This is a genomic window from Flagellimonas abyssi (assembly GCF_019457905.1).
Taxonomy (GTDB): Bacteria; Bacteroidota; Bacteroidia; order Flavobacteriales; family Flavobacteriaceae; genus Flagellimonas; species Flagellimonas abyssi.
Genome location: NZ_JAHZSV010000023.1, coordinates 13,021 through 35,444 on the forward strand (window position 1 = coordinate 13,021; position 22,424 = coordinate 35,444).

Genomic DNA, 22,424 nt, shown 5'->3' on the forward strand with positions numbered 1-22,424 from the left:
CAGATAAAAACCTAATCTACCATAAAAATTGCATTGGCAAAGAACAGTTTTCCGTTTTCCCAAAATCCTCTAAATAGTGGATTGTCCACCATATAAATAACCTGGCCCCGGCCATGGTTTTCAATACCGAAGATTAATGACTCCGAAATCTTTTTCCTTGCTTCCGCTCCGGCAAAGCCTGAAAATGGTTTTGTATTTTGTTCGAGATATACTGCATTCCCGTTGTCCAGATATTCATAAGCGCTGCTGCCCAGTTTTAGGGAGAAATAGTCAGAGCCATATCCGTAGGCTAAAGGGTTGGAGTTGTCTACTTTGGTTTTGAAGATAGCCCCTGTAATGGCCCCTTTGATACGTTCCCGCTCCCAGTCCTTGTAGGGTTGTGGAGCGTTTTCATCGTTTTCTGTTTCTTCCAATTTCTTTTTTTGGATGCCAAATCCCTTTTCGCCATCAAGGGCATCAATGGAGCCGCCCATAGCAATGATCTTACCGCCTTTTCTTACCCAACTTTTAAGCTCGGTAAGCTCGTCCTCATTAAAGTAGTTGCCGTAACGGCCATCTGGTAATACAAGGACATCATATTCGTAAAGGTCTACTCGGTCGGCGTACTCATCGTCTATTACGGTAAGCGGGTAGTGCAATTGCTGCTCAAAAAAGTGCCAAATCTCACCAAATCGAAGTGTGGAGGTAGGCCCTCCGGACAATACGGCAATTTTAGGTTTGGAAATCATTTGAATGGATGAAGAACCAAAGTCCTTGCCCGAATCTACAAACCCTGTTCCTGTAGATGTAATGTCTTTTTTGAATTTTGCAGCAATGGATTGCAGGGTCGGAATAAAGTCTTCTTTATTTTCATTATCGCCCTTGGTGATGATCAATGTGCCTCTTTCAAAGGACTTCCCCTCAATAGTAAAAGGGTGGTCCGCTTTTCGAACCCTGATTCCTTCTTTTAGCAGAGCCGCTAAAAAGCGTGCGTCGTCCATACTGTTCCAATCGGTCAAATAAGCATAGCTTCCACTCGCAATGTTCGAGGAGGGCACAGTTTCTTGGGCATTTTGGGAAGCAATTGCTGATGTTGATGCAATCGCATCCAAGCCGTATGCATAGGGTAAAGACCATGCGGTAATGTCATAGGTCAACGAATCGGACAGTTTAGCGTTGGGTTCGAAAAGTACTTTTACCAATGTTCCCTTAGGTTGGTCCGTAGATACCACCATTCCATTTTTATTGATGGAAATGCTGCCGTTGCTTCCAGAACCATAACTATGGCCCTTGTAAGAGCCGCTTGTAAGGTCACCGTATTCAATGTTATGTTTTTCCAAAAGGGATTTAAGAGCATCCAATTTGTCCTTCTCTCCTTTGAGTACGTAGCTTTTATATTTAAAATCTTTGCTTTGATGGAACTCTCTGAATTCTTGGTTGAGTTTTTCCGCGTTTTGGGAAGATACTTCCACGGTAGAAAGCCCGGTGGTAAAGTGATGAGCAATTCTATCTTTCAATGTCAGTGTATCGCCGATAGCGGTTATAATGCCCAAACCAGCTTGTCCGCTGCCCCCTTGTTCATAGGTCATGCCAATGGCCCCATTATAAATAGGGTAGGTGTCTCCGTAACTTGGATACAGCAGGTCAAAGACTTCTTTGGTAAAATAGAACCACCCGTTGGCATCAAAATATTTTGCATGGTTTCTACCCAAAGTCACCTGGAAATCGCGCTGAAAATCGGTAATTACCTCGTGATAGGGCTCTGCAGCCGGGGCAAAGTAATATGGGCTGTTCACACCTTGTTCATGGAAGTCCACGTGTACATGGGGCAACCATTGATTGAACATTTTTAAACGTTGCTGGCTTTCTATCTGTGTAAGCCAGGCCCAATCACGGTTAAGGTCGAACATATAGTGGTTGCTCCTGCCGCTCCACCATCCTTCGTGGTGCTCCTTACTGTTAGGGTCCACTTGGTATGGTGTGTTTTTGTATTGATTGTACCAATTGCTGTACCTGTCCCTGCCATCAGGATTGATACATGGATCCATGATCACGACCGTATTTTCTAAATATGAACTTTTTTTGGTCAAAAGTTCATAAATGGTTTTCATGGAAGCTTCCGTACTCACACTTTCGTTCCCGTGCACGTTGTAGCTCAACCAAACAATTGCTTTGGAGGAATTTCCTGCACCCTCCGTGTCTTTTAAATGTTCCTGACGAATGGTCTCCAGATTGGCCAAGTTTTCCGCTGAAGACACATAGGCCAAGATCAAGGGTCGACGTTCGTTGGTTTTTCCGTAAACGGTTAGTTGTACCCTATCCGGAGCGGACTCGGCCAAGTACTCGTAGTAATCCACCACTTCATGATGCCTTGTGAACTGGGTACCGAGTTCATATCCCAAAAATTCGGATGGGGATTTTAACTGTTGTGCGGATAAAGAAATTGATGCTAATAGAATGAGGGAAAATAAAAATCTGGTCATGCTTGGTTTAATTGGTTTTACCAAATCTAATAATAAATTGAGCCAGAAACCTAATTTTATTGGGTAGGGACCATTCAAAATGTATAAAATTCAATTAACGTATTTTTGGGATGAGAAAAAAAGAAGAGACTTATCTTTGAACACCTCATTACTGTTTTAATGGAAGTAGAATGTATACCCTTTAAGGAGACCGGTTATTTTTCCCAATTAATTTGCGACTATTTAGATCAGAAAAAGGAGTTGTCTCCTTTTTACAATAGGTTTCCCCTACTCGAGAACTTTGATGACCAAATCAAAGAAAAGGCATCTAACTATCCCAAGACAAACAGAACTGTTCTGGTCAACTCTTTGAAAAACCAGTATAAAAATATTGAGATCTCCAATGGCACCCAAGAAAATATTGATGCGCTAAAGGATGAGAAGACCTTTACGGTGGTTACGGGGCATCAATTAAATCTTTTTACCGGTCCGCTGTATTTTCTATATAAAATCGTTTCCACCATCAACTTGGCCAAAAAGCTCAATGAGCAACATTCAGACCATCACTTTGTCCCTGTGTATTGGATGGCAACAGAAGACCATGATTTTGATGAGATCAATTACTTCAATCTGCACGGAAAAAAAGTGCTTTGGAACAAAAAAGCCGCTGGAGCAGTGGGCCGGTTGTCCACAGATGGATTGGAGGATGTTTTTGAAATCTTTGTAGCGGAGCTTGGTAATTTAGGGTTGACCGATAGCTTAAAAGAACTTTTTAGGTCGAGTTATCTTGAACATTCCAACTTGACCGATGCCACTAGATATCTTGCCAATGCCCTTTTTGGGGAACAGGGATTGGTAATTGTTGATGGTGACGACAAGGATTTGAAGCAATTATTGGTGCCCTTTGCCAAAAAGGATATTCTTGAGCAAACCCCGTTTAAAAGGATATCAGAAACTATTAAAGAACTAAGTAAAGCGTCTTCTGATTATAATATACAGGTAAACCCCAGAGAAATCAATTATTTTTATCTAAAGGATGGTCTGCGGGAAAGAATCGTGGAGAAAAATGGAAAATACGGGGTCGTTGGCACCCAAATCCAATTTTCCAGGGAAGAACTTCTTTCCGAGCTTGAGGCCAGTCCCGAACGTTTTTCGCCCAATGTGGTGGCGCGACCATTGTACCAAGAGGTGATTCTGCCCAACCTTTGCTACATTGGCGGGGGAGGAGAGCTGGCCTATTGGCTGGAGCTCAAATCGTATTTTAATGAGGTCGGGGTAACTTTCCCCATGTTGATGTTGCGCAATTCGGCCTTGTTGATAACGGAGAAGCAATCCGAAAAAGTAAAGAAAATGGGATTGAAGGTTTCTCATTTATTTATGAAGCAACATTCGCTCATCAATAAAAAGATACGTGACATTTCTAACATCGATATAGATTTTTCGCCCCAGAAAAAGTTGCTGGAAGAACAGTTTCAGCATATGTATGATTTGGCGGAGCAAACCGATAAAAGCTTTTTGGGAGCAGTGAAAGCTCAGGAAGTAAAGCAGAAAAAAGGGTTGGATGTCCTTGAAAAACGCTTGTTAAAAGCCCAAAAGAAAAAGTTGAAGGATCACGTGGTACGATTGACAGACCTTCAAAATGAACTTTTTCCGAACCAATCCTTGCAAGAACGGCAACTCAACTTCTCGGAAATCTATTTGGAAATGGGAGATACTTTGATTCCGTTGTTATTGGATAAGCTAGACCCATTTTCCAAGGATTTTATTGTTCTAAGGCGCGCTTAGCCGAAGTTTATAGGGCTTCACTAAAAAAAATCAAAAAAATTTTAAACTTAGGTAGGGTATTTACATTTTGGATTGTTCCATAGGTGTAAATAGCTATGAAAATTTAAATTTTGAGTAGGTTAACTCAATATGTTTAGGTTGGTTTTGATTTTATTGAAAAGCTCCGGAGTGGTTCCCGGAGCTTTTTGTTTTTTATTGTGAAGTTGATTTAAAACAAATCCTTGAAATGTGATTTTACTTCGAACAGAGTCGCCTCCTTCATGGTATTGAACCTGATGTCTGCATGCCCTACGCGCTCTTCCGGACCGATGCCAACACTAAGGAAGTTACCAGCCTTTGCCGCATCGATTCCTTTTTCTGCATCTTCAAAAACAATACAGTTTTCGGGACGTAGTCCTAATTTTTCAGAGGCGAACAAAAAAATATCGGGAGCAGGCTTGCTCTTGGAAACACTGTTTCCATCACCGATTACATCAAAATAATGAGTGGCCTTGAGTTGTTGCAATACCTTGTTCGCATTCTTGCTCGCACTTCCCAATGCCACACTAAATCCTTCCGAACGCAAATGTGTAAGCAGCTCCCTGGCACCTGGCAGGTAGTCCTCTTGGGTCATACCATCCAGACTATTGACATAGATGTCATTCTTTTTGGTGGCAAGTTCAACTATCTTGTTTTCATCCAAGGATACGCCATTATGGTCCATGATGACCTTTATGGAATCCATTCTGGAAATACCCCTCAGTTTTTCATTGAGTTCACGGTCAAACTCCCAGCCCATTTCATCCGCTAACTTTTTCCAAGCATCATAATGTAGTTCAGCGGTGTCGGTTATCACACCATCCAAATCAAAAATGAATCCCTTAATCATGGTTGGTTCAATTTAGACCGCAAAGAAATAATGAAATCAATTAAGAAAAAAACTATATAAGAGAGAACGCTTATTAAAAATAGAATGAGGAGAAGCTCAAACAAATGAAGTTGTTGATAACCCGTTGGAATTACTTTTGGGAAAAACTTGTCATAAATAACCTTTAAAAGATACTTTTGCAACTAAAGCAAATTGCTATTTTTGCCCATGCATAACAACGTACTCATCCTAGACTTTGGTTCCCAGTATACACAATTGATCGCAAGACGCGTAAGGGAACTCAACATTTATTCAGAAATTAAGCCGTACAATAAATTGCCCGAGGATTTATCGGAGTATAAGGCCGTTATCCTTTCGGGGTCGCCATCTTCGGTACGTTCCGAACAGGCGCCGCACCCTGATCTTTCAAAAATAAAGGGGAAGATGCCTTTATTGGGCATTTGCTACGGTGCGCAATACCTGTCCCACTTCCATGGCGGAAACGTGGCACCTTCGGCAACCCGGGAATATGGCCGAGCTAACCTCTCTTATGTAAAGGAAGGAGAGGATTTTTTAAATGGCATAGGTGAAGGAAGCCAAGTATGGATGAGCCACAGCGATACCATAAAAGAACTGCCCGAGGGAGCGGTTCGTTTGGCCAGTACCCACGATGTGGAGAATGCCGCCTATAAAATAGCTGGGGAAACTACTTATGGAATTCAGTTCCACCCAGAAGTATACCACACCACCGACGGAAAAAAACTGTTGGAAAACTTTTTGGTGAATATTGCTGGATTACAACAAGATTGGACCCCTGATGCTTTTGTGGAAACAACCGTTGAGGAGCTTAAGAAAGAAATCGGAGATGAAAAAGTAATACTCGGTCTCTCAGGTGGGGTGGATTCAAGTGTCGCGGCCATGTTGCTGCACAAGGCCATAGGCGATCACCTATACTGCATCTTTGTGAATAACGGGCTTTTGCGGAAGAACGAGTTTGAAGATGTTTTGGATCAATATAAACACATGGGACTTAATGTAAAGGGTGTCGATGCTTCGGCACGCTTTTTGGATGCCTTGAAAGGTGAATCGGACCCAGAAGGAAAAAGAAAGATCATCGGAAGGGTCTTTATCGAGGTTTTCGATGATGAGTCACACAAAGTTGAAAATGCAAAATGGTTGGCACAAGGAACCATCTATCCAGATCGGATTGAATCGGTTTCGGCGAGTGGAGGCCCATCAGCAGTTATAAAAAGTCACCACAACGTTGGAGGATTACCCGACTACATGAAGTTGAAAATAGTGGAGCCCTTGAAAATGTTGTTCAAAGATGAGGTAAGGCGAGTTGGAGCAAGTATGGACATGTCCCCTGAAATTTTGGGAAGGCACCCCTTTCCAGGACCTGGTTTGGGAATCCGTATCTTGGGAGATATTACAGCAGAAAAAGTGGCTATTTTACAAGAAGTGGATGCCATTTTTATTGATGGTTTGAAAAAATGGGGACTTTATGACAAGGTTTGGCAGGCCGGAGCCATGCTTTTGCCCGTAGATAGTGTGGGAGTTATGGGAGATGAGCGTACGTACGAAAAGTGTGTCGCGCTCAGAGCGGTGGAAAGTACGGATGGTATGACCGCCGATTGGGTGAATTTGCCCTACGAGTTCCTACAAAAAACCTCTAATGATATAATAAACAAGGTTAAAGGCGTTAATAGAGTGGTGTACGACATTAGTTCAAAACCACCGGCAACTATAGAATGGGAATGAAAAAATATATGTTACAACTGGTTTTTACCATGGTGCTTTTTTTTGCCATGGTACCGGTTTCTGCGCAAAACTATGCAACACACGCTGTAAAGGAAGGGGAAACACTTAAGAGCATTTCCCAAAAATACAGGGTTACGCCCTACAGCATATTACAGGCAAATAAAGAGATCAAGAGTGCTTCCGATGTCAAGGAGAATACCATCCTTATAATTCCTTTGACAGGTAAGGTTACGGAAACCAAACCTGAGCAGAAACCCGTGAACAAAGTGGAAGAGCAGGAGGAAGAGGTAAAGCCAATCCGTTTTATACGCCACAGGGTAAAGCGAAAGGAGACCATATTCGGCATCACAAAAAAATACAATATCACCCAAGATCAGTTAAAAAGGTACAATACCAACTTGTATTCGGAGACACTTGATCGTAAAATGATTCTTCAGATTCCAGTATTCCCCGAGGTTGACCCCGATGAAGAAAAGGAACTGGATTTTGAAATCTATACCGTGCAGCCGAAGGAAACACGTTGGAGCGTAGCGCACAAATATGGTATTAGCGTGGATAGCCTTTTAATTTTGAACCCCGCACTGGACAAGACCACCAATTATTTGGCTGCAGGTCAAGAATTGAAACTGCCCAGACCAAAGGGAGACAGCTTAAAAGGACAAAAAACAGACCTGTTCACTTCGTATACGGTGCCGCCTAAAATGACACTTTACAGCTTGGGAAGAGAATATGGTATTCCAACAGATTCCATAGTGAGGCTCAATCCTGAGATTATGAAACAGGGCGGTCTCAAAGAAGGCATGGTGGTAAGGCTTCCCAAAAAAAGGGATGCCAAAGGAGAAGTAAATACGGAGAACTTTATTTTTTATGAAGTTAAACCCAAACAAAATATTTTTAGGATTACCCAAAACCTTAAAATCACGAGAGAAGAGCTATTCCGTTTGAACCCAGCGCTTGAAAATGGATTGAAGGCGGGAATGGTGCTAAAATTGCCCAAAGAAAAAGCCAAAGAGCTCGAAGTGAAGAATGCCTTGGTCCTGGATAAAATCAATTTGGTGGACAGTATCAATGTGGAGAATAGGCCCAAGTTGGTCTTTATGCTTCCCTTTAGATTGGACAAGGTAAACGTGGCGGATACCGAAAAAGCCGAGGAATTGATTAAAAACCGTAGAGATCTGGCACTAAGTCTTGGATTTTATACCGGTGCAATGGTCGCTTTGGATTCCATTAAAAAACTAGGGGTTTCAGTAGATGTGAAAACCTATGATACGCAATTGGATCAAGCCAAGGTCAAAGAAATTCTTTTCAGGGAAAATCTAAATGGGGTTGATGCTATTATTGGACCATTGGCCGCCGGACCGTTGGACGAAGTTGCCGTACAGGCCGCTGCAAAAAAAATTCCGGTGATTGCGCCAATTTCATCGGATAGTAAGTTGAGCCATAACAATGTGTTCTTCTCTGTGCCAAGAGATGCCGTGCTCAGGGATAAGCTACTGTCTTACATGAAAAAAATCCATAAGAACGAGAACGTGATCATTATTGCCGATTCTACCCATCAGGTGGCGCACGATTCTATTTTGAGCAAGTTTCCGGCAGCGCAAATTGCCAAGATCATTGACAACAAATCATTGCATTTGGACCGTTTTCTAATTCAACTTTCCAATGAGAAGGAAAACTGGGTTTTCCTGGAAACCGACCAGCCCAATATGGTGGCTAGTGTCACCTCCATATTGAACTCGGCCAATACTCGAATAGGAGAAACCGGAGAAGGAAAGCAAACAAAGGTGCGTATGTTTACTACCAGCTATAATGGGGCATTCGATGACGATGCCGTATCAAGAACGCATTTGTCAAACCTTAGGTTTACATATCCTTCATTTTACAAGGAAAATGGAAACGATGCTTTTGTAAGTGCATATACAAAGAAGTATGATGGACTTATACCGGACAGGTATGCGGTAAGAGGGTTTGACGTAACAATGGATGTTCTCCTTAAGCTTGCCTACAAGAAGAATCTTTTTGAAACTTCCAAATATATCGGACTTACCGAATATGCAGGTAATGGTTTTGATTACTTGAATGATTGGACGTCTGGGTATTTTAACAGGGCATGCTATATAATGGAGTACGATAACTTAACCATAAAGGAAGTAGAGCAAAAGAATGACATCAAAAGTAACCTATAACGGAAACCTTCGTACCACATGCGTACATCTACGTTCGGGTAACGAATATATTACAGATGCCCCTGTTGATAACAACGGTAAGGGAGAAGCGTTTTCTCCCACCGATACCGTGGCCACTGGACTAGCTAATTGCATGATGACCATGATGGGAATCAGGGCCCGTGATATGGAGGTAGACTTGACCGGCTCAACAGCGGAGGTGACCAAGCACATGGCGGCCGACCCTAGACGGATTTCCAAAATTGAGGTTACATTTGAAATGCCTGCGGCCTTGTCCGAAAAACAAAGAAAAATATTGGTACATACCGCCAACACATGCCCGGTGCATTATAGCCTGCATCCCGATATTGAAAAGGTAATCGAATTCAATTGGACAAAATAATCACAATAGGATGTATTTTTCTACTTGGTTTTTTTGGAATCGCACAAGAAATCGAGCAGGGAGTTCCATGGAGTGAGGATGTTAGACTAACTTGGGCCGATTTTAAGGGAAAAGTGCCTCCGGGCGAACCAACGGCAGCAACCACCGCAAGCGGTATCAGCTATTCCTATTCAGCAAATTTATTGCATCACGAGGTTCATTTGGATTTTGAGGTGAATGCCTATTTCTATCCGAACGAATCGTGGTATAGGCCAAAGCTATGTAATGAAAACACCTTGGCCCACGAGCAACTTCATTTTGATATAACCGAAATTTTTGCCCGTAAAATGCGCGACAAGCTCCAAAGGACTTCTTTTTCCGATGATGTAAAAGCAGAGGTGAGGAAGATATACAATGATATTCTCAAAGAGCTTCAAGAATACCAAGAACGATATGATTGGGAAACCAACTTTTCCCGAAACCGTGAAAAGCAGGCAGAGTGGAACCAAAAGATTGCTGAGACCTTAAAAGAATCGGAATAATTTCTACACCCATAGCTTGGATTTTTATCTTGTACGATAAATAGGGCTAGCTATCTGCAATCAAATGATGAACTTTGATTCTTGTGAATCTTAAATCATCAAAGGTTTGATTTCTTTAGAACAGAAGATTGAGTTGTTACAATTAATTTTTGATACTTATGGTACTCCCGAGGCTTTAGCGGAGCACTTGGATCTAGCCGTGGAAATGTTGTTCTATGTGGAAGAAGACACTTTTTCCAGAGACGAGCTACAGGAAGTGGCCACGGCAATCAGGGGAGTGGTCAGGGTTTTGAGAGCAGGGTAATTTTACACCACAACAAACCTTGAACAGCTATCTTTTAACCCTATCTCTGCCGCAATCTACACGGCCAAATCTTCACTTTTCAATTTTAAATCTTGCTTTTTCATTCGCATCAATAAAGCAAAACCAAAAGTAAGTACCCCAACACGCCCCAAAAACATCAATAGGATGATAAGCGATTTTCCAACCTCTGAAAGGTCGGCGGTTATTCCTGTGCTTAAACCTACGGTTCCAAGCGCAGAGGCCACCTCAAAAAGGATTTTGTCAAAACTTGATTGTTCGGTAAAGGAAAGCAAAAAGCTGAAAAGAAAAATCATCGATGTATAGAGGATAAAGGTGGACGTCGCCACAAAAAGCCGTTCCAAAGGAATGGTCCTTTTCAAAAAAGTTATTTTTTTCTGACCGAGCAACCGGCTTTTTAAAATGGCTACCATAGCGGTCAATGTGGTTATTTTCATCCCACCAGCAGTACCCGATGGCGATGCTCCGATGTACATCAAAAAAATGGTCAAAAGAAGGAGGGGCAATGAGAGCGAACCAATCGGCACTGTGTTGAACCCAACGGTGGTCATGGAGGTCATCGACTGGAAAAAGGCTTCCATCAACCGGTGTTCGGATGCTTTTACAAGGGGTTCCGTGAAATAAAATAACAACGTGCCAATCCCAAGTAGAATTATGAATCCATATATTATGATTTTAGAGGTAAAGGTAATCGCCTTTGACTTTCCCATGATCCTGTACCAAACATCGGTAATCACAATAAAACCAAGGGATCCTGCAATCGCTAAGATAGAAATGGTCCAATTGATGGGGGTATTTTCAGAAAAGCTCTCAAAACTGTCATTGAATAGACTAAAACCGGCGGTACAAAAGGAAGAAACGCTATGGAATAGGGAAAACCATATACCTTTTAGGCCCGTAATTCCCTCCTGATGAAAAGCTATGTAAAAGGAAATGGTGCCCAAAAACTCCATGACCAATGTAAAATAAACAACACTTTTTATAAAATCCTTGATTTGAATGGTGGCTGGCATGGTGAATTCCGCACCAATAATTTTTTGGTGCCATCTTGTAATGCGTTTGGTCGTGAAGAGCAGGTAATACGTGGTCAGGGTCATAAACCAATCCCGCCCAACTGAATAAGTATCATAATGATGAACTGCCCAAAAAAATTGTAAGAGTCAAATATGCTTATCGTTACAAGTCCGGTGGTTGAGATGGCCGAAGTTGAAATAAATAGGTTGTCTAAAAAGGCGACATCGGTTTTATGAAAAAGTGGAATCGATAGCAATAGAAACCCCATCAGGGTGTACAAAAAAAAGCCCCAGACTAAATTTAGTTGGGGAGATTTACTTATCTGGAACCTTTTGTATCTGGATTTGAGGATGTGGAACATTCGTTTTTTGGATTACAAAGTATAAGCAAAAGTATTAACGAATTTTGGATACAGATTAAGTTTTTTAAAAAAATAATGGTTGAAAATAGCACATCCATTTTGAATCTAAAGGCGGTATCACACTTTGAGCAAACCTTTGTTTTTGTGGAACGATACACTTTTAAGCTTGTGCTGCAATTTTCTTTAAAATATGGTCGAATAGTCCTGTATGTTCTTTTTCACTATCCAAGGTCTTTAGTTGGGTAATGATGAAAGCGAGCTCATCCTGGATGTATTTGTCGTTTTTGCCATAGTTCCAGATGGGGAGGATACATTTCTCGAACAGCTCTTTGAACGTTGATGTGGGTCTATAGATTCTTGGGGTTTCCTCATCATCAAAAATGGTTTCTGGGAGCCTATGTTTCATTTTAAAATAGAAAAGGTCCGAAAGCGCATGTAGGGCAATCACTGCGGTTCCAGGGTCATTAATGCCAGGGCTCAATGCTTTTATGGCCACTTCGGTCAGTTGTGTAAAACCATAATCGGAATTCCTTTCAACAGGTTGGCCGTCATAAAAATCAACTGTGGAGAGGATGATTTTGATATTATCATCATCAAGGCTTTCCTTTCCATAAACTTCCATGAAAACTGTATTTTTTAAAACGTAGGTGGTAGGTTTGAAAAGAAAATTGGCATGTAAGTTCTGATCCGTCATCAATTGCAATAATTTTTTTTCGTCAAAACTTTGGAAATAGTTTGATGCTGGGGACTTTAATTCAATCTTTGGCAACGTTTCCCAATTCGGCTTTTGCGTTTGGCCCTTTTCGAATTTGGATTCCATGGACTTGATCACCTTGTTCTGCAACCGACCAATAACAGTCTCGTAACGGACGGTTTTGGTAACATAGTCCAAAAAATATATGAACAGGAAAATATCGATGACCGTCAACAAAATGAGTATGTAAACACTCAGCGAAGGCACGGTAATACCACTACTGTTATCGCGAATGGTACTTAGGAGCAGTAATGCGTATACTATGGTGCCAATATAAAAGCCGAGAATCAACTGCTGAAAGCGGTTCTCGATCATTCCATGCAGCACTCGATTGCTCATTTGTGAAGCCGCCTGGTTCAATACGATCATCACCATGGAAAAACTGAAGACGGTCAAGGAAATTATGGCGGCCGCCACTGTGGAAACCAATGACCTGGCCGTGCTGGCATCCTTAATTTGTAGCCAACTAAAATCTGTTTTTAAATTTTGGGCCCATTCAGAAAAATCAACAGCCAACAAAATCCATATCAGCAAAAGAAAAGCAAGGGCGCTAATTCCAGGAATAAAGGCAATACTTCCTGTAACCTTGTTATAATAAATACGAATCCACTTGCTTATGGGTGTTATCATTTCCGGAAAAAATAAGAGTGTTGAAGGAAGGGCCCCTTTACTGTTATTTTATGGCCATTTCAACCAGGTTTTTAGTATTCAATACTAATCCTGAAAATTTATATATCACATCTTGTAAAAGCATCTTTTAACGCCCCGATTTTATCTTCCCAGGTAACGATAAACTCTTGCGCAACATACCCGGTAAAACCGGTTGCATGTATCGCTTTTATGATGGCAGGATAATAGAGCTCCTGTGTCTCATCGATTTCATGTCTTCCTGGAACACCTGCTGTGTGGTAGTGTCCAAAATAAGGGTGGTAGTTTTGAATACTTCTGATAATATCCCCCTCTTGAATCTGCATGTGGTAGATATCGAATAATAGTTTAAAGTTGTCGCTACCCAAGTGCTTGCAAAGTTCCACGCCCCAAAGCGAGTTGTCACACATATAATCGGGATGGTTCACTTGGTTAAAAAGCTCCATCTGGATAACTACTCCGTGTTTCTCTGCCAAGGGCATGATTTGCGAAAGTCCGTCCACACAGTTTTGCAGTCCCACATAGTCGTTCATGCCATTTCGGTTACCGCTAAAACAGATAAGGTTCGTGTAGCCCGCTTCGGCAACCTTCGGGATTATTTCCGTATAGTTTTTTATAAGCTGCTCGTGGTATTTTGGGTTGTTCCAGCCCTCGGTCAAACTAATTTCTGCCCCATTGCACATGGAACAGTGTATATCGTATTTCTTCAAGATCGGCCATCTGTCCGGACCGACCAAATCAATGGCCTTTACCCCGAGCTCGTTAAGGGTCTTTAAAAAATCTTCCAAAGGAATATCGTTAAAACACCATTCGCATACACTATGGTTAATATTGTTCTTAAGTTTGAATTCTTTGCTTTGGCCTTGGCCGTAAGCCATGGCAGAGGTTGAGGCCAGACCTGCAGACCCGACGGCGGCCGTGGCTATAAAATTTCTACGTTTCATTGTGTGAATTTGTTCTCGGAAAGATAGTATTTTAGACCTAGATATGGAAATACGCCCCGATTCAAAACAATTGTTGGAACTGGCACATTATAAGATGCCGTTCGGTAAATTCAAGGGCAGATACCTTGTGGATCTGCCATTGCCCTATCTGGTCTGGTTTCGCCAAAAAGGGTTTCCCGAAGGCAAATTGGGCGGTTACTTAAATACCATGTTGACAATCAAGGACAACAACCTTGAACCCGTCATTAGAAAGTTACAAAAAGATTTTCCTCGCGAATCTACCTGATTTTTGCCCAGCAATTAGTAATTTTACGCCCCGTAATAGAATGATCAATATGTCAGATACCAAGTACATTTTCGTTACGGGAGGCGTTACCTCTTCATTGGGTAAAGGAATTATCGCCGCATCCTTGGCTAAACTACTGCAGGCCAGGGGGTACCGAACCACCATCCAAAAGCTGGATCCATACATTAATGTTGACCCGGGAACACTTAATCCGTATGAGCATGGCGAATGTTATGTGACCGATGACGGTGCCGAAACCGACTTGGATCTTGGTCACTACGAACGTTTTTTGAATGTACGTACTTCACAGGCCAACAACGTAACCACAGGTAGAATTTATCAAAGTGTTATTGAAAAAGAACGTCGAGGGGAGTTTTTGGGCAAGACCGTTCAAGTTGTGCCGCATATTACCAACGAGATCAAGGAACGCATCCAAATTTTGGGAAAAAGTGGTGACTATGATATCATTATAACCGAAATAGGGGGGACCGTTGGTGATATTGAATCGCTTCCTTATATAGAATCCGTTCGCCAGTTGTTATGGGAGTTGGGAGAGCACAATGGAATTGTAATCCATTTGACCTTGGTGCCATTCCTTTCCGCTGCCGGTGAGTTAAAGACCAAGCCGACCCAGCACTCCGTTAAGACTTTGATGGAAAGTGGAATCAAGGCTGATATATTGGTATGTCGTACCGAACACCATATCTCTGAGGATATAAAAGAAAAACTTGCACTTTTCTGCAATGTTAGGAAAGAGGCCGTAATTCAATCCATAGATGCATCTACTATATATGATGTTCCTTTATTGATGCAAGAGGAGGGGTTGGATACCGTGACCTTGGAAAAATTGGCACTTCCGAATACCACCGAACCCAATTTGGACCAATGGAAAGAGTTTTTACAGCGTCATAAAAACCCTAAGGACAAGGTAGTGATCGGGTTGATAGGTAAGTATGTTGAACTTCCCGATTCCTATAAATCCATACAAGAGGCATTTATCCATGCCGGTGCGACGAACGAAGTTGAGGTTGAGGTAAAATCTATCCACTCCGAGCATTTGTCGGCTAAAAATATTGAAAAGAAATTGCAGGGACTGGACGGTATTTTGGTAGCTCCAGGTTTTGGTGAACGGGGTATTGAAGGCAAGGTAAATGCCGTTACCTACGCTCGTGAGAACAACATTCCTTTCTTGGGCATCTGCTTGGGCATGCAAATGGCGGTAATCGAGTTTGCGCGTACCGTTCTTGGCCTATCGCAAGCCAACTCTACCGAAATGAACAAGGATACCCCGGACCCGGTAATCAGCTTAATGGAGGAACAAAAAAATATTACCAATAAGGGAGGCACCATGCGTTTGGGAAGTTGGGACTGCCACCTTAAAGAGGGAAGTTTGGTTCATGGCGTGTACGGTGCTTCAGATATGGAGGAACGCCACAGGCATAGGTATGAGTTCAACAATAAGTACAAGGAACAATTGGAGGAAGCTGGTTTGGTCGCTTCGGGGCTTAATCCAAAAACTGGTCTTGTGGAAGTTGTGGAAATTCCATCCCATCCTTGGTTCGTAGGGGTACAGTACCATCCCGAATATAAAAGTACGGTAGCAAGTCCGCATCCATTGTTCGTGGGCTTTGTAAAGGCAGTTCTCAACCATAAACAGAAACAAAACAATGCCAGTTTGGCATAAAACAGGCTTTTGGACATATATTTGTCACCTGAAATACCAATACATATTTCTACTAAATAATATTCATGGAAGAAAAGAAGCTGGATATTAAATCCATTATTGGATTTGTACTGATTTTTGGGATACTCATTTTTATGTTTTTCCAAAATCAGCCAACGCCAGAAGAGCTTGAAGCTCAAAAAGCAGAACAAGCACGAATAGAAGCTGAGGCCGCCAAGAAGGAGCAGGAGGTTAAAACAGCCCCTGTCAAGGAGACCAAGACCATAGATCTTAACGATTCCACTGCTGTTGCCAATTACAAAAGTACTGTCGGGGCCTTTGGATTTACCCAAACCTCGGAAGGTACTACGGTTTTGGAGAACGAAGTACTGTTTTTGGAAATCGCCAATAAAGGAGGGCAGATTGTTGAGGCAAAAATGAAGGAATTTGTAACCTTCGATTCGATTCCCGTGTATTTGGTGAAGGACGGAAATGCCAACTTTGCATTGAACTTTACCACATCGGATAACCGAGTATTGAGCACGGCCGATTTATATTTTGAACCATCCCTTACCCAAAGCGGTGATAATAAGGTGCTGTCCATGAAGGCAAAAGTTGCCAACGGCAAATTTTTGGAGTACCGCTACGAGATGAAACCGAATGAGTATTTGGTGGATTTTACCATTCGTTCCCAAGGGTTGAACGGGGTTTTTAATACTAGTAAACCCGTTACTTTGGAGTGGGATCTCAAAGGAATCCGACATAACAAGAGCGTACAGTACGAAAACAGATATACCCGTTTAACGTACAACCACGATGATGGTGATATCAGTAAACTTTCGGAGAGCAGTGATTTTGATGAAGAGACCGAGGAGGATGTAAAATGGTTATCGTACCGTCAGCATTTCTTTAGCTCTATTTTGGCAACCGACAATCATTTTAAAACTGCAGATTTAACTTCTACCAATTTGGTCGAGGAAGAAAGCAAAGAGCTACATTTTACCAAAGAATATAGCACAAGGGCGCCTTTGGAATTCCAGGGGGGCGAAATATCGCAGGACATGCATTGGTATTACGGGCCTACGGATGTAAAGGTACTGGATGATTACAAGGATTTGGGACTGGCCGACTCTATTCCATTCGGATGGGGGATTTTCGGTTGGATCAACCGATATGTGTTCACACCATTCTACACATTCTTAAGTTCGTTCTTGCCCTACGGTATCGCCATTGTAATCATGACCATTTTGGTGCGATTGGCATTATCGCCGGTGACCTATAAATCCTATTTGTCGCAGGCCAAGATGAAGGTATTGAAACCTGAGATTTCAGAAATCAACGAAAAGTATAAGGACAACGCCATGAAAAAGCAGCAGGAGACCATGAAGGTCTACAATAAAGCTGGTGTAAGCCCTATGAGTGGATGTGTTCCCGCTTTATTGCAGTTGCCTATTTTCTATTCCCTGTTCATGTTTTTCCCAACGTCGTTTGCGTTGCGTCAGAAACCTTTCTTATGGGCCGAGGATCTATCATCCTATGATACCATTTTTGAGTTGCCGTTCACCATACCTTTTTATGGAGACCACGTCTCACTGTTCCCGATTTTGGCTTCGATTGCCATTTTCTTCTACATGCAGATGACCACTGGTCAGAGTATGCAGATGCAGCAGCAGCCCGGTATGCCGAACATGAAGTTCATTATGTACCTATCGCCTATTATGATGTTGTTCTTTTTTAACAACTATGCGAGTGGATTGAGTTTGTACTACTTTATCTCCAACTTGATTACCATCTTTATTATGTTGGCCATCAAGAATTATATCTTGGACGAGAATAAAATCCATGCTCAGATTCAGGAGAATAAGAAAAAGCCTAAAAAAGAGAACAAGTTCCAGCGCAAGATGCGCGAAATGATGGAACAGGCCGAAGAGCAAAAAAAATCAGGAAGAAGATAACCTGCAAGAAAATTACTTTTTGGACAAAATAAAAAAACTCCCTCAAGATTGCCTTGGGGGAGTTTCCATTTACAGGTATAGTTTGGAAAGATTTGGGACTCCAAAGATGCGGCATTACCTAGACTGAAAAAATTAATAGTTGTAAAACAGCCGCTTTTTGTGGGTAAATATTCCGATGTTGATGTGTCATCGATAAACGGTAACATGTACACGATAAAAAGCCCCCTCAAAATTAATTGAGGGGGCTTTTAAACACTATCTATCAATCAAAAATCAGTTAGTTTGATGTATCCGGTATAAGAACGGTATCCACAACGTGAATCACACCGTTGATGGCCTGTACATCCACAGCATCTATACCAATGCCCGTGTTTCCTGCACCGTCGGTAATATCGGCGATGTTATCACCTGTACCTGGTAGGTTGATGGTGATCATGTCACCTTCCAAAGTTGTTGCTGTAGCGCCGTCGCTGAGGTCGCCTGAGCGAACATTGGCTCCTGCCACAACGTGATGTTGAAGTATCGGAGTCAAGTCAGCTTCACCAGGAATACTTGCAAGCGAGGCAAATGCGTCATTTGTAGGAGCAAATATGGTGAATGGATCACTTCCGTTACCATCTTGGGCGGACAGTACACTAACAAAATCTGTTCCCGGTGTCAACTCTGTCAATGCTTGTACCAAAGTAGAGAAGGTAGGATCGGCAGTAGCAAAAGTCACTACGGTCGGCAAGTCTATTACGGCATCCACTGTATGGATTACTCCGTTGCTGGCTACAATATCCGCCATTACCACACTACTGGTTCCGTTCAATGTAACACCATCATCGGTATTTACGTAGAGGCTTAAGTTTTCGTCTGTTGCGAATTCTGCCTCAGTTGTGTAATAGGTATTGGTCAAATCCGAGCGGAAGGCAGCGGCGCCCATCACCACATGATTGGCCAAAATGGCATTGATATCATTTGAATTTGGATTTGTGAATGCGCTGAATGCGTCGTTTCCTGGAGCAAATACGGTGAAAAGTTCTTCTTCGTTGGATAACAAATCGGTGAAAGTAGTATTGCCTCCGTCCGTTAAGGCTGCAACTAAAGACGAAAACCCTGGGTTGGCAACCGCATGGTCCACAATGTTAGGGATATCTATTACGGCATCCACCACATGAACAATACCGTTCAAAGCTTTAACATCCTGATTTACAACAGAAGATACGCCGTTAAAGGTAACACCATCCGAAGTATCGAAGAACAAACTTACCATTTGGTCTCCAGCTCCTGTGGCCATAGTACTTGTGTAACCAGAACCAAGCCCAGTCAAATCTTCCGAGGAAATTTCACCACTAATAACGTGGTTAAGCAATACGTTGGTCAAAACGTCAACAGGGATGTCATCCAAAGTTGCGCCATCGAGGAATGTCTCGAATGCTTCGTCCGTGGGAGCCAATACGGTAAATGGTCCGTCACCTCGCAATACGGTAGGCAAGTCGCCATTGGCTGCGGTAAGCGCGGCAACCAAATTTTCTAGATTCTCATTTCCAATGGCCAAATCAGTTATAGGTACAAGGATGATATCTGCCAACTCGTCCAAAATGGCTTGTGGCAACAATACTTTATCTATTATATGAACCACTCCGTTGGAAACCTCGATGTCCGCATCAACCACTTTGGCAGGAACATCGGTAGCATCTTGTATAAAGACATCACCATCAATATCTATCTGGAGAGAAGAGCCTTGTAATGTAGTTAGGCTCATTCCATCACTCAAATCTGTGGAAAATGCAGCATCTGCCACTACGTGATAAGTAAGAATTACAGCAAGTAAATCTTGTAATTGTTGAGAACTAAAGTCATCTAACGAATCAAAACCATCCAATTGGGCAAGCAAATCGTTGAATGCTTCGTTGGTCGGGGCAAATACGGTAAATGGTCCTTCACCGCTAAGAGCTGTAATCAAATCATTGTTGGCACTTTCATCTGCCTTTTGAAGCGCAGCAACCAAAGTACTCAATTCTGAAGTTGCTTGGGCTGCCTCTACAATATTGGCATCCTCTTCCATTGGTGGTGTTGGGCCGTTGTCGTCATTGGAGCAAGAGGTCGCACCAATAAATAAGAGCAATAATGTCAGTCGGCTTAAGTGTTTTAGAGTTTTCATGTTGTCTATAGATGTTTGTTTAACTATTTAAAACTAACATTAAACAAAATAAAAACAATAATGTTTAACATTTTTACTAAAAACTTTAACAAAAATTATGGTTTTGACCTTGTGCGGGTTATAATTACCGTTTATACGCTTTAAGACAGATTTACAATTTTTAATAGATGTCAATTTGTATTTTTGTAGCCTTAATCAAATGCAATGAAAAAGGTTGTTGTTGGACTTTCGGGAGGAGTGGATTCGAGCGTGGCCGCTTATCTGCTCAAAGAACAGGGATATGATGTGATTGGTCTTTTCATGAAGAACTGGCATGACGATTCCGTTACCATATCCGAAGAATGTCCTTGGCTGGAAGACAGCAACGATGCTTTGATTGTCGCGGAAAAATTGGGCATTCCTTTTCAGACTGTGGATTTGAGTGTAGAGTACAAAGAGCGTATCGTGGATTATATGTTCAATGAATATGAAAGAGGAAGAACCCCTAATCCCGACGTGCTGTGCAATCGCGAGATAAAATTTGATGTTTTCATGAAAATCGCACTGCAATTGGGTGCGGATTATGTGGCAACCGGTCATTACTGTAGAAAGGGAACCATCCAAAATGAAGATGGAACTGAAACCTACCAGTTGTTATCAGGTAAGGATCCCAATAAGGACCAGAGCTATTTCCTTTGTCAATTATCGCAAGAGCAATTGTCCAAGACCTTATTTCCGATTGGTGAATTATTAAAACCTGAGGTACGGAAGATTGCTGCCGAAAATAATTTGATCACTGCCGATAAAAAAGATTCACAGGGTTTGTGTTTTATAGGGAAAGTGCATTTGCCAGAGTTTCTTCAACAAAAATTAAAACCCAAAAAAGGGATTATTGTGGAAGTTCCAAGTAATGCAACACAATTTTCCGCAGTGGTTCCCGATTTCCAAAATGAAAGGGAGAAACTTACCTTCCGTGCGGAGAAACCTGTTTACAACGAATCGGATGGAAAGGTTGTTGGAGAGCATCAAGGTGCCCACTATTTTACCATTGGCCAGCGAAAAGGCCTAAATGTTGGCGGAACCAAGGAACCATTGTTCGTTATCGATACCGATGTGAATAAGAACATTATCTATACCGGTCAGGGAAAAGCACACCCCGGTCTGCTTAGAAATACATTGTTCATTAAAGAGGATGAACTCCATTGGGTACGCCCTGATTTAGCCTTGAAGGTAGATGAAACTATTGAGGTGATGGCACGTATCCGTTACCGACAGCCCTTGCAACCCGCAACCCTTTATAAAGTAGAGAATGGCCTGTTCGTTGATTTCAAGGACAAGCAATCCGCTATAACCGAAGGTCAGTTTGCGGCTTGGTACCTTGATGACGAACTGGTAGGCTCTGGGGTAATATCCTAAAGGAATTCCTTATTTATTTTCATTATTTTGGTGGGTACTACTAGAATCAAATTTCCATGCAAAATAAAATCACACAACTTTTCGGAATCGAATACCCCATAATTCAAGCAGGAATGGTCTGGGCCAGTGGTTGGCGTTTGGCCTCAGCGGTTTCAAATGCAGGCGGATTGGGATTGTTGGGTGCGGGCAGCATGTATCCCGAGGTGCTGGAGGAGCATATCATCAAATGTAAAAGAGCAACCAGTAAGCCTTTTGGGGTGAATGTTCCCATGTTATATCCCGACATTGAAAAATTGATGGATATTATTGTGAAGCACGAGGTGAAGATAGTGTTCACTTCAGCTGGAAACCCTAAAACCTGGACTTTATTTCTTCAAGAAAAAGGGATAACCGTCGTACATGTCGTCAGTAGCGTAAAATTTGCCTTAAAAGCCCAGGAAGCTGGAGTGGATGCCGTTGTGGCAGAAGGTTTTGAAGCAGGTGGTCATAATGGCCGTGACGAAACCACGACCATGGTATTGATTCCATCAGTAAAGGAAAAAATTGATATTCCATTGATTGCCGCGGGCGGTATTGCTACAGGAAGGGCTATGTTGGCCGCCATGGTTTTGGGTGCGGATGGTGTTCAGGTAGGGAGCAGGTTTGTAGCCTCACCAGAAGCATCTTCCCACGAATTGTTCAAAAAATGGGTGGTAGATGCCAAAGAGGGCGATACCCAATTGACTTTAAAGGAGCTTGCACCGGTTCGATTGCTTAAAAATAAATTCTTCGACGACATTCAAAAAGCCTATGCTAGCGGAGCAACAAAAGAAGAACTGATGAAACTATTGGGAAGGGCCAGGGCCAAAAAAGGGATGTTCGAAGGTGATATGGAGGAAGGCGAACTGGAAATAGGACAAGTTTCCGGTTTGATCCATAACATAACTCCAGCAGCAGAAATTGTTCGTGAATTGATGGAAGAGTATCATCGGGCAAAAATAGAAATACAAGAGTATTAGGTGGTTAGTGAACTT

Annotated in this window: 17 protein-coding genes; 11 read left to right on the forward strand and 6 right to left on the reverse strand. The window is 42.2% G+C overall.

Translation table 11 applies throughout. The features are described 5' to 3' along the window. Window positions 1-11: 11 nt before the first annotated feature. Complete coding sequence (locus tag K1F36_RS14550) at window positions 12-2,462, reverse strand: M14 family metallopeptidase (protein ID WP_220114496.1); 2,451 nt, start codon at window positions 2,460-2,462, stop codon at window positions 12-14. A gap of 159 nt (window positions 2,463-2,621) precedes the next feature. Here K1F36_RS14550 and bshC point away from each other — a divergent pair, with 159 nt between their 5' ends. Further along, a complete protein-coding gene (gene bshC, locus K1F36_RS14555) occupies window positions 2,622-4,226 on the forward strand; it encodes a bacillithiol biosynthesis cysteine-adding enzyme BshC (RefSeq protein WP_220114497.1) in 1,605 nt (534 codons plus the stop codon). Between the two features lie 208 nt (window positions 4,227-4,434). Here bshC and pgmB read toward each other — a convergent pair whose 3' ends face one another. Beyond that, window positions 4,435-5,094, reverse strand: coding sequence for a beta-phosphoglucomutase (pgmB, locus tag K1F36_RS14560; RefSeq protein ID WP_220114498.1), 660 nt, complete (start codon window positions 5,092-5,094; stop codon window positions 4,435-4,437). Between the two features lie 207 nt (window positions 5,095-5,301). On the opposite strand from pgmB, the gene guaA reads away from it, so the two are divergent. From guaA to K1F36_RS14585, 5 genes are all read left to right on the forward strand, one after another. Continuing rightward, complete coding sequence (guaA, locus tag K1F36_RS14565) at window positions 5,302-6,834, forward strand: glutamine-hydrolyzing GMP synthase (RefSeq protein ID WP_220114499.1); 1,533 nt, start codon at window positions 5,302-5,304, stop codon at window positions 6,832-6,834. Next, entirely contained in the window at window positions 6,831-9,020 is a 2,190-nt protein-coding gene (locus tag K1F36_RS14570; protein WP_220114500.1) for a LysM peptidoglycan-binding domain-containing protein, read from the forward strand. The genes guaA and K1F36_RS14570 overlap by 4 nt, the downstream gene beginning before the upstream one ends. After that, window positions 8,998-9,402 carry an OsmC family protein gene (locus tag K1F36_RS14575; RefSeq protein WP_220114501.1) on the forward strand — a complete coding sequence of 135 codons (405 nt, stop codon included), beginning with the start codon at window positions 8,998-9,000 and terminating at the stop codon, window positions 9,400-9,402. The genes K1F36_RS14570 and K1F36_RS14575 overlap by 23 nt, the downstream gene beginning before the upstream one ends. Then, a complete protein-coding gene (locus tag K1F36_RS14580; protein WP_220114502.1) occupies window positions 9,390-9,923 on the forward strand; it encodes a DUF922 domain-containing protein in 534 nt (177 codons plus the stop codon). The genes K1F36_RS14575 and K1F36_RS14580 overlap by 13 nt, the downstream gene beginning before the upstream one ends. 106 nt (window positions 9,924-10,029) lie before the next feature. After that, window positions 10,030-10,227, forward strand: coding sequence for a hypothetical protein (locus tag K1F36_RS14585; protein ID WP_207036493.1), 198 nt, complete (start codon window positions 10,030-10,032; stop codon window positions 10,225-10,227). A 56-nt stretch (window positions 10,228-10,283) separates the two neighbouring features. On the opposite strand, the gene K1F36_RS14590 is transcribed toward K1F36_RS14585, so the two are convergent. The 3 genes from K1F36_RS14590 to K1F36_RS14600 all read right to left on the reverse strand — a co-directional run bounded on the left by K1F36_RS14590 (window position 10,284) and on the right by K1F36_RS14600 (window position 13,966). Further along, window positions 10,284-11,342 (reverse strand): TrkH family potassium uptake protein, encoded by a 1,059-nt coding sequence (locus tag K1F36_RS14590; protein ID WP_313790080.1) that lies wholly within the window; start codon window positions 11,340-11,342, stop codon window positions 10,284-10,286. Window positions 11,343-11,780: 438 nt separating this feature from the next. Continuing rightward, complete coding sequence (locus K1F36_RS14595; protein ID WP_220114503.1) at window positions 11,781-13,004, reverse strand: DUF2254 domain-containing protein; 1,224 nt, start codon at window positions 13,002-13,004, stop codon at window positions 11,781-11,783. A gap of 98 nt (window positions 13,005-13,102) precedes the next feature. Then, window positions 13,103-13,966 carry a hydroxypyruvate isomerase family protein gene (locus K1F36_RS14600; RefSeq protein WP_220114504.1) on the reverse strand — a complete coding sequence of 288 codons (864 nt, stop codon included), beginning with the start codon at window positions 13,964-13,966 and terminating at the stop codon, window positions 13,103-13,105. Between the two features lie 43 nt (window positions 13,967-14,009). Between K1F36_RS14600 and K1F36_RS14605 the strand changes: the two genes are divergently transcribed. The 3 genes from K1F36_RS14605 (at window position 14,010) to yidC (ending at window position 17,870) form a co-directional block, all read left to right on the forward strand. Beyond that, complete coding sequence (locus K1F36_RS14605; protein WP_220114505.1) at window positions 14,010-14,252, forward strand: DUF3820 family protein; 243 nt, start codon at window positions 14,010-14,012, stop codon at window positions 14,250-14,252. A 49-nt stretch (window positions 14,253-14,301) separates the two neighbouring features. Beyond that, window positions 14,302-15,936, forward strand: coding sequence for a CTP synthase (locus K1F36_RS14610; RefSeq protein ID WP_220114506.1), 1,635 nt, complete (start codon window positions 14,302-14,304; stop codon window positions 15,934-15,936). A 65-nt stretch (window positions 15,937-16,001) separates the two neighbouring features. Continuing rightward, on the forward strand, window positions 16,002-17,870 hold the full coding sequence (gene yidC / locus K1F36_RS14615; RefSeq protein ID WP_220114507.1) for a membrane protein insertase YidC: 1,869 nt from the start codon (window positions 16,002-16,004) through the stop codon (window positions 17,868-17,870). Between the two features lie 277 nt (window positions 17,871-18,147). Here the strand turns inward: yidC and K1F36_RS14620 are convergent, their stop codons facing one another. Further along, window positions 18,148-20,016, reverse strand: coding sequence for a fasciclin domain-containing protein (locus tag K1F36_RS14620; protein WP_220114508.1), 1,869 nt, complete (start codon window positions 20,014-20,016; stop codon window positions 18,148-18,150). Window positions 20,017-20,220: 204 nt separating this feature from the next. On the opposite strand from K1F36_RS14620, the gene mnmA reads away from it, so the two are divergent. Together mnmA and K1F36_RS14630 are read left to right on the forward strand one after the other, a co-directional pair. Beyond that, on the forward strand, window positions 20,221-21,411 hold the full coding sequence (mnmA, locus tag K1F36_RS14625; RefSeq protein ID WP_220114509.1) for a tRNA 2-thiouridine(34) synthase MnmA: 1,191 nt from the start codon (window positions 20,221-20,223) through the stop codon (window positions 21,409-21,411). Window positions 21,412-21,467: 56 nt separating this feature from the next. Then, window positions 21,468-22,409 (forward strand): NAD(P)H-dependent flavin oxidoreductase, encoded by a 942-nt coding sequence (locus tag K1F36_RS14630; RefSeq protein WP_220114510.1) that lies wholly within the window; start codon window positions 21,468-21,470, stop codon window positions 22,407-22,409. The last annotated feature ends 15 nt before the right edge of the window (window positions 22,410-22,424 follow it).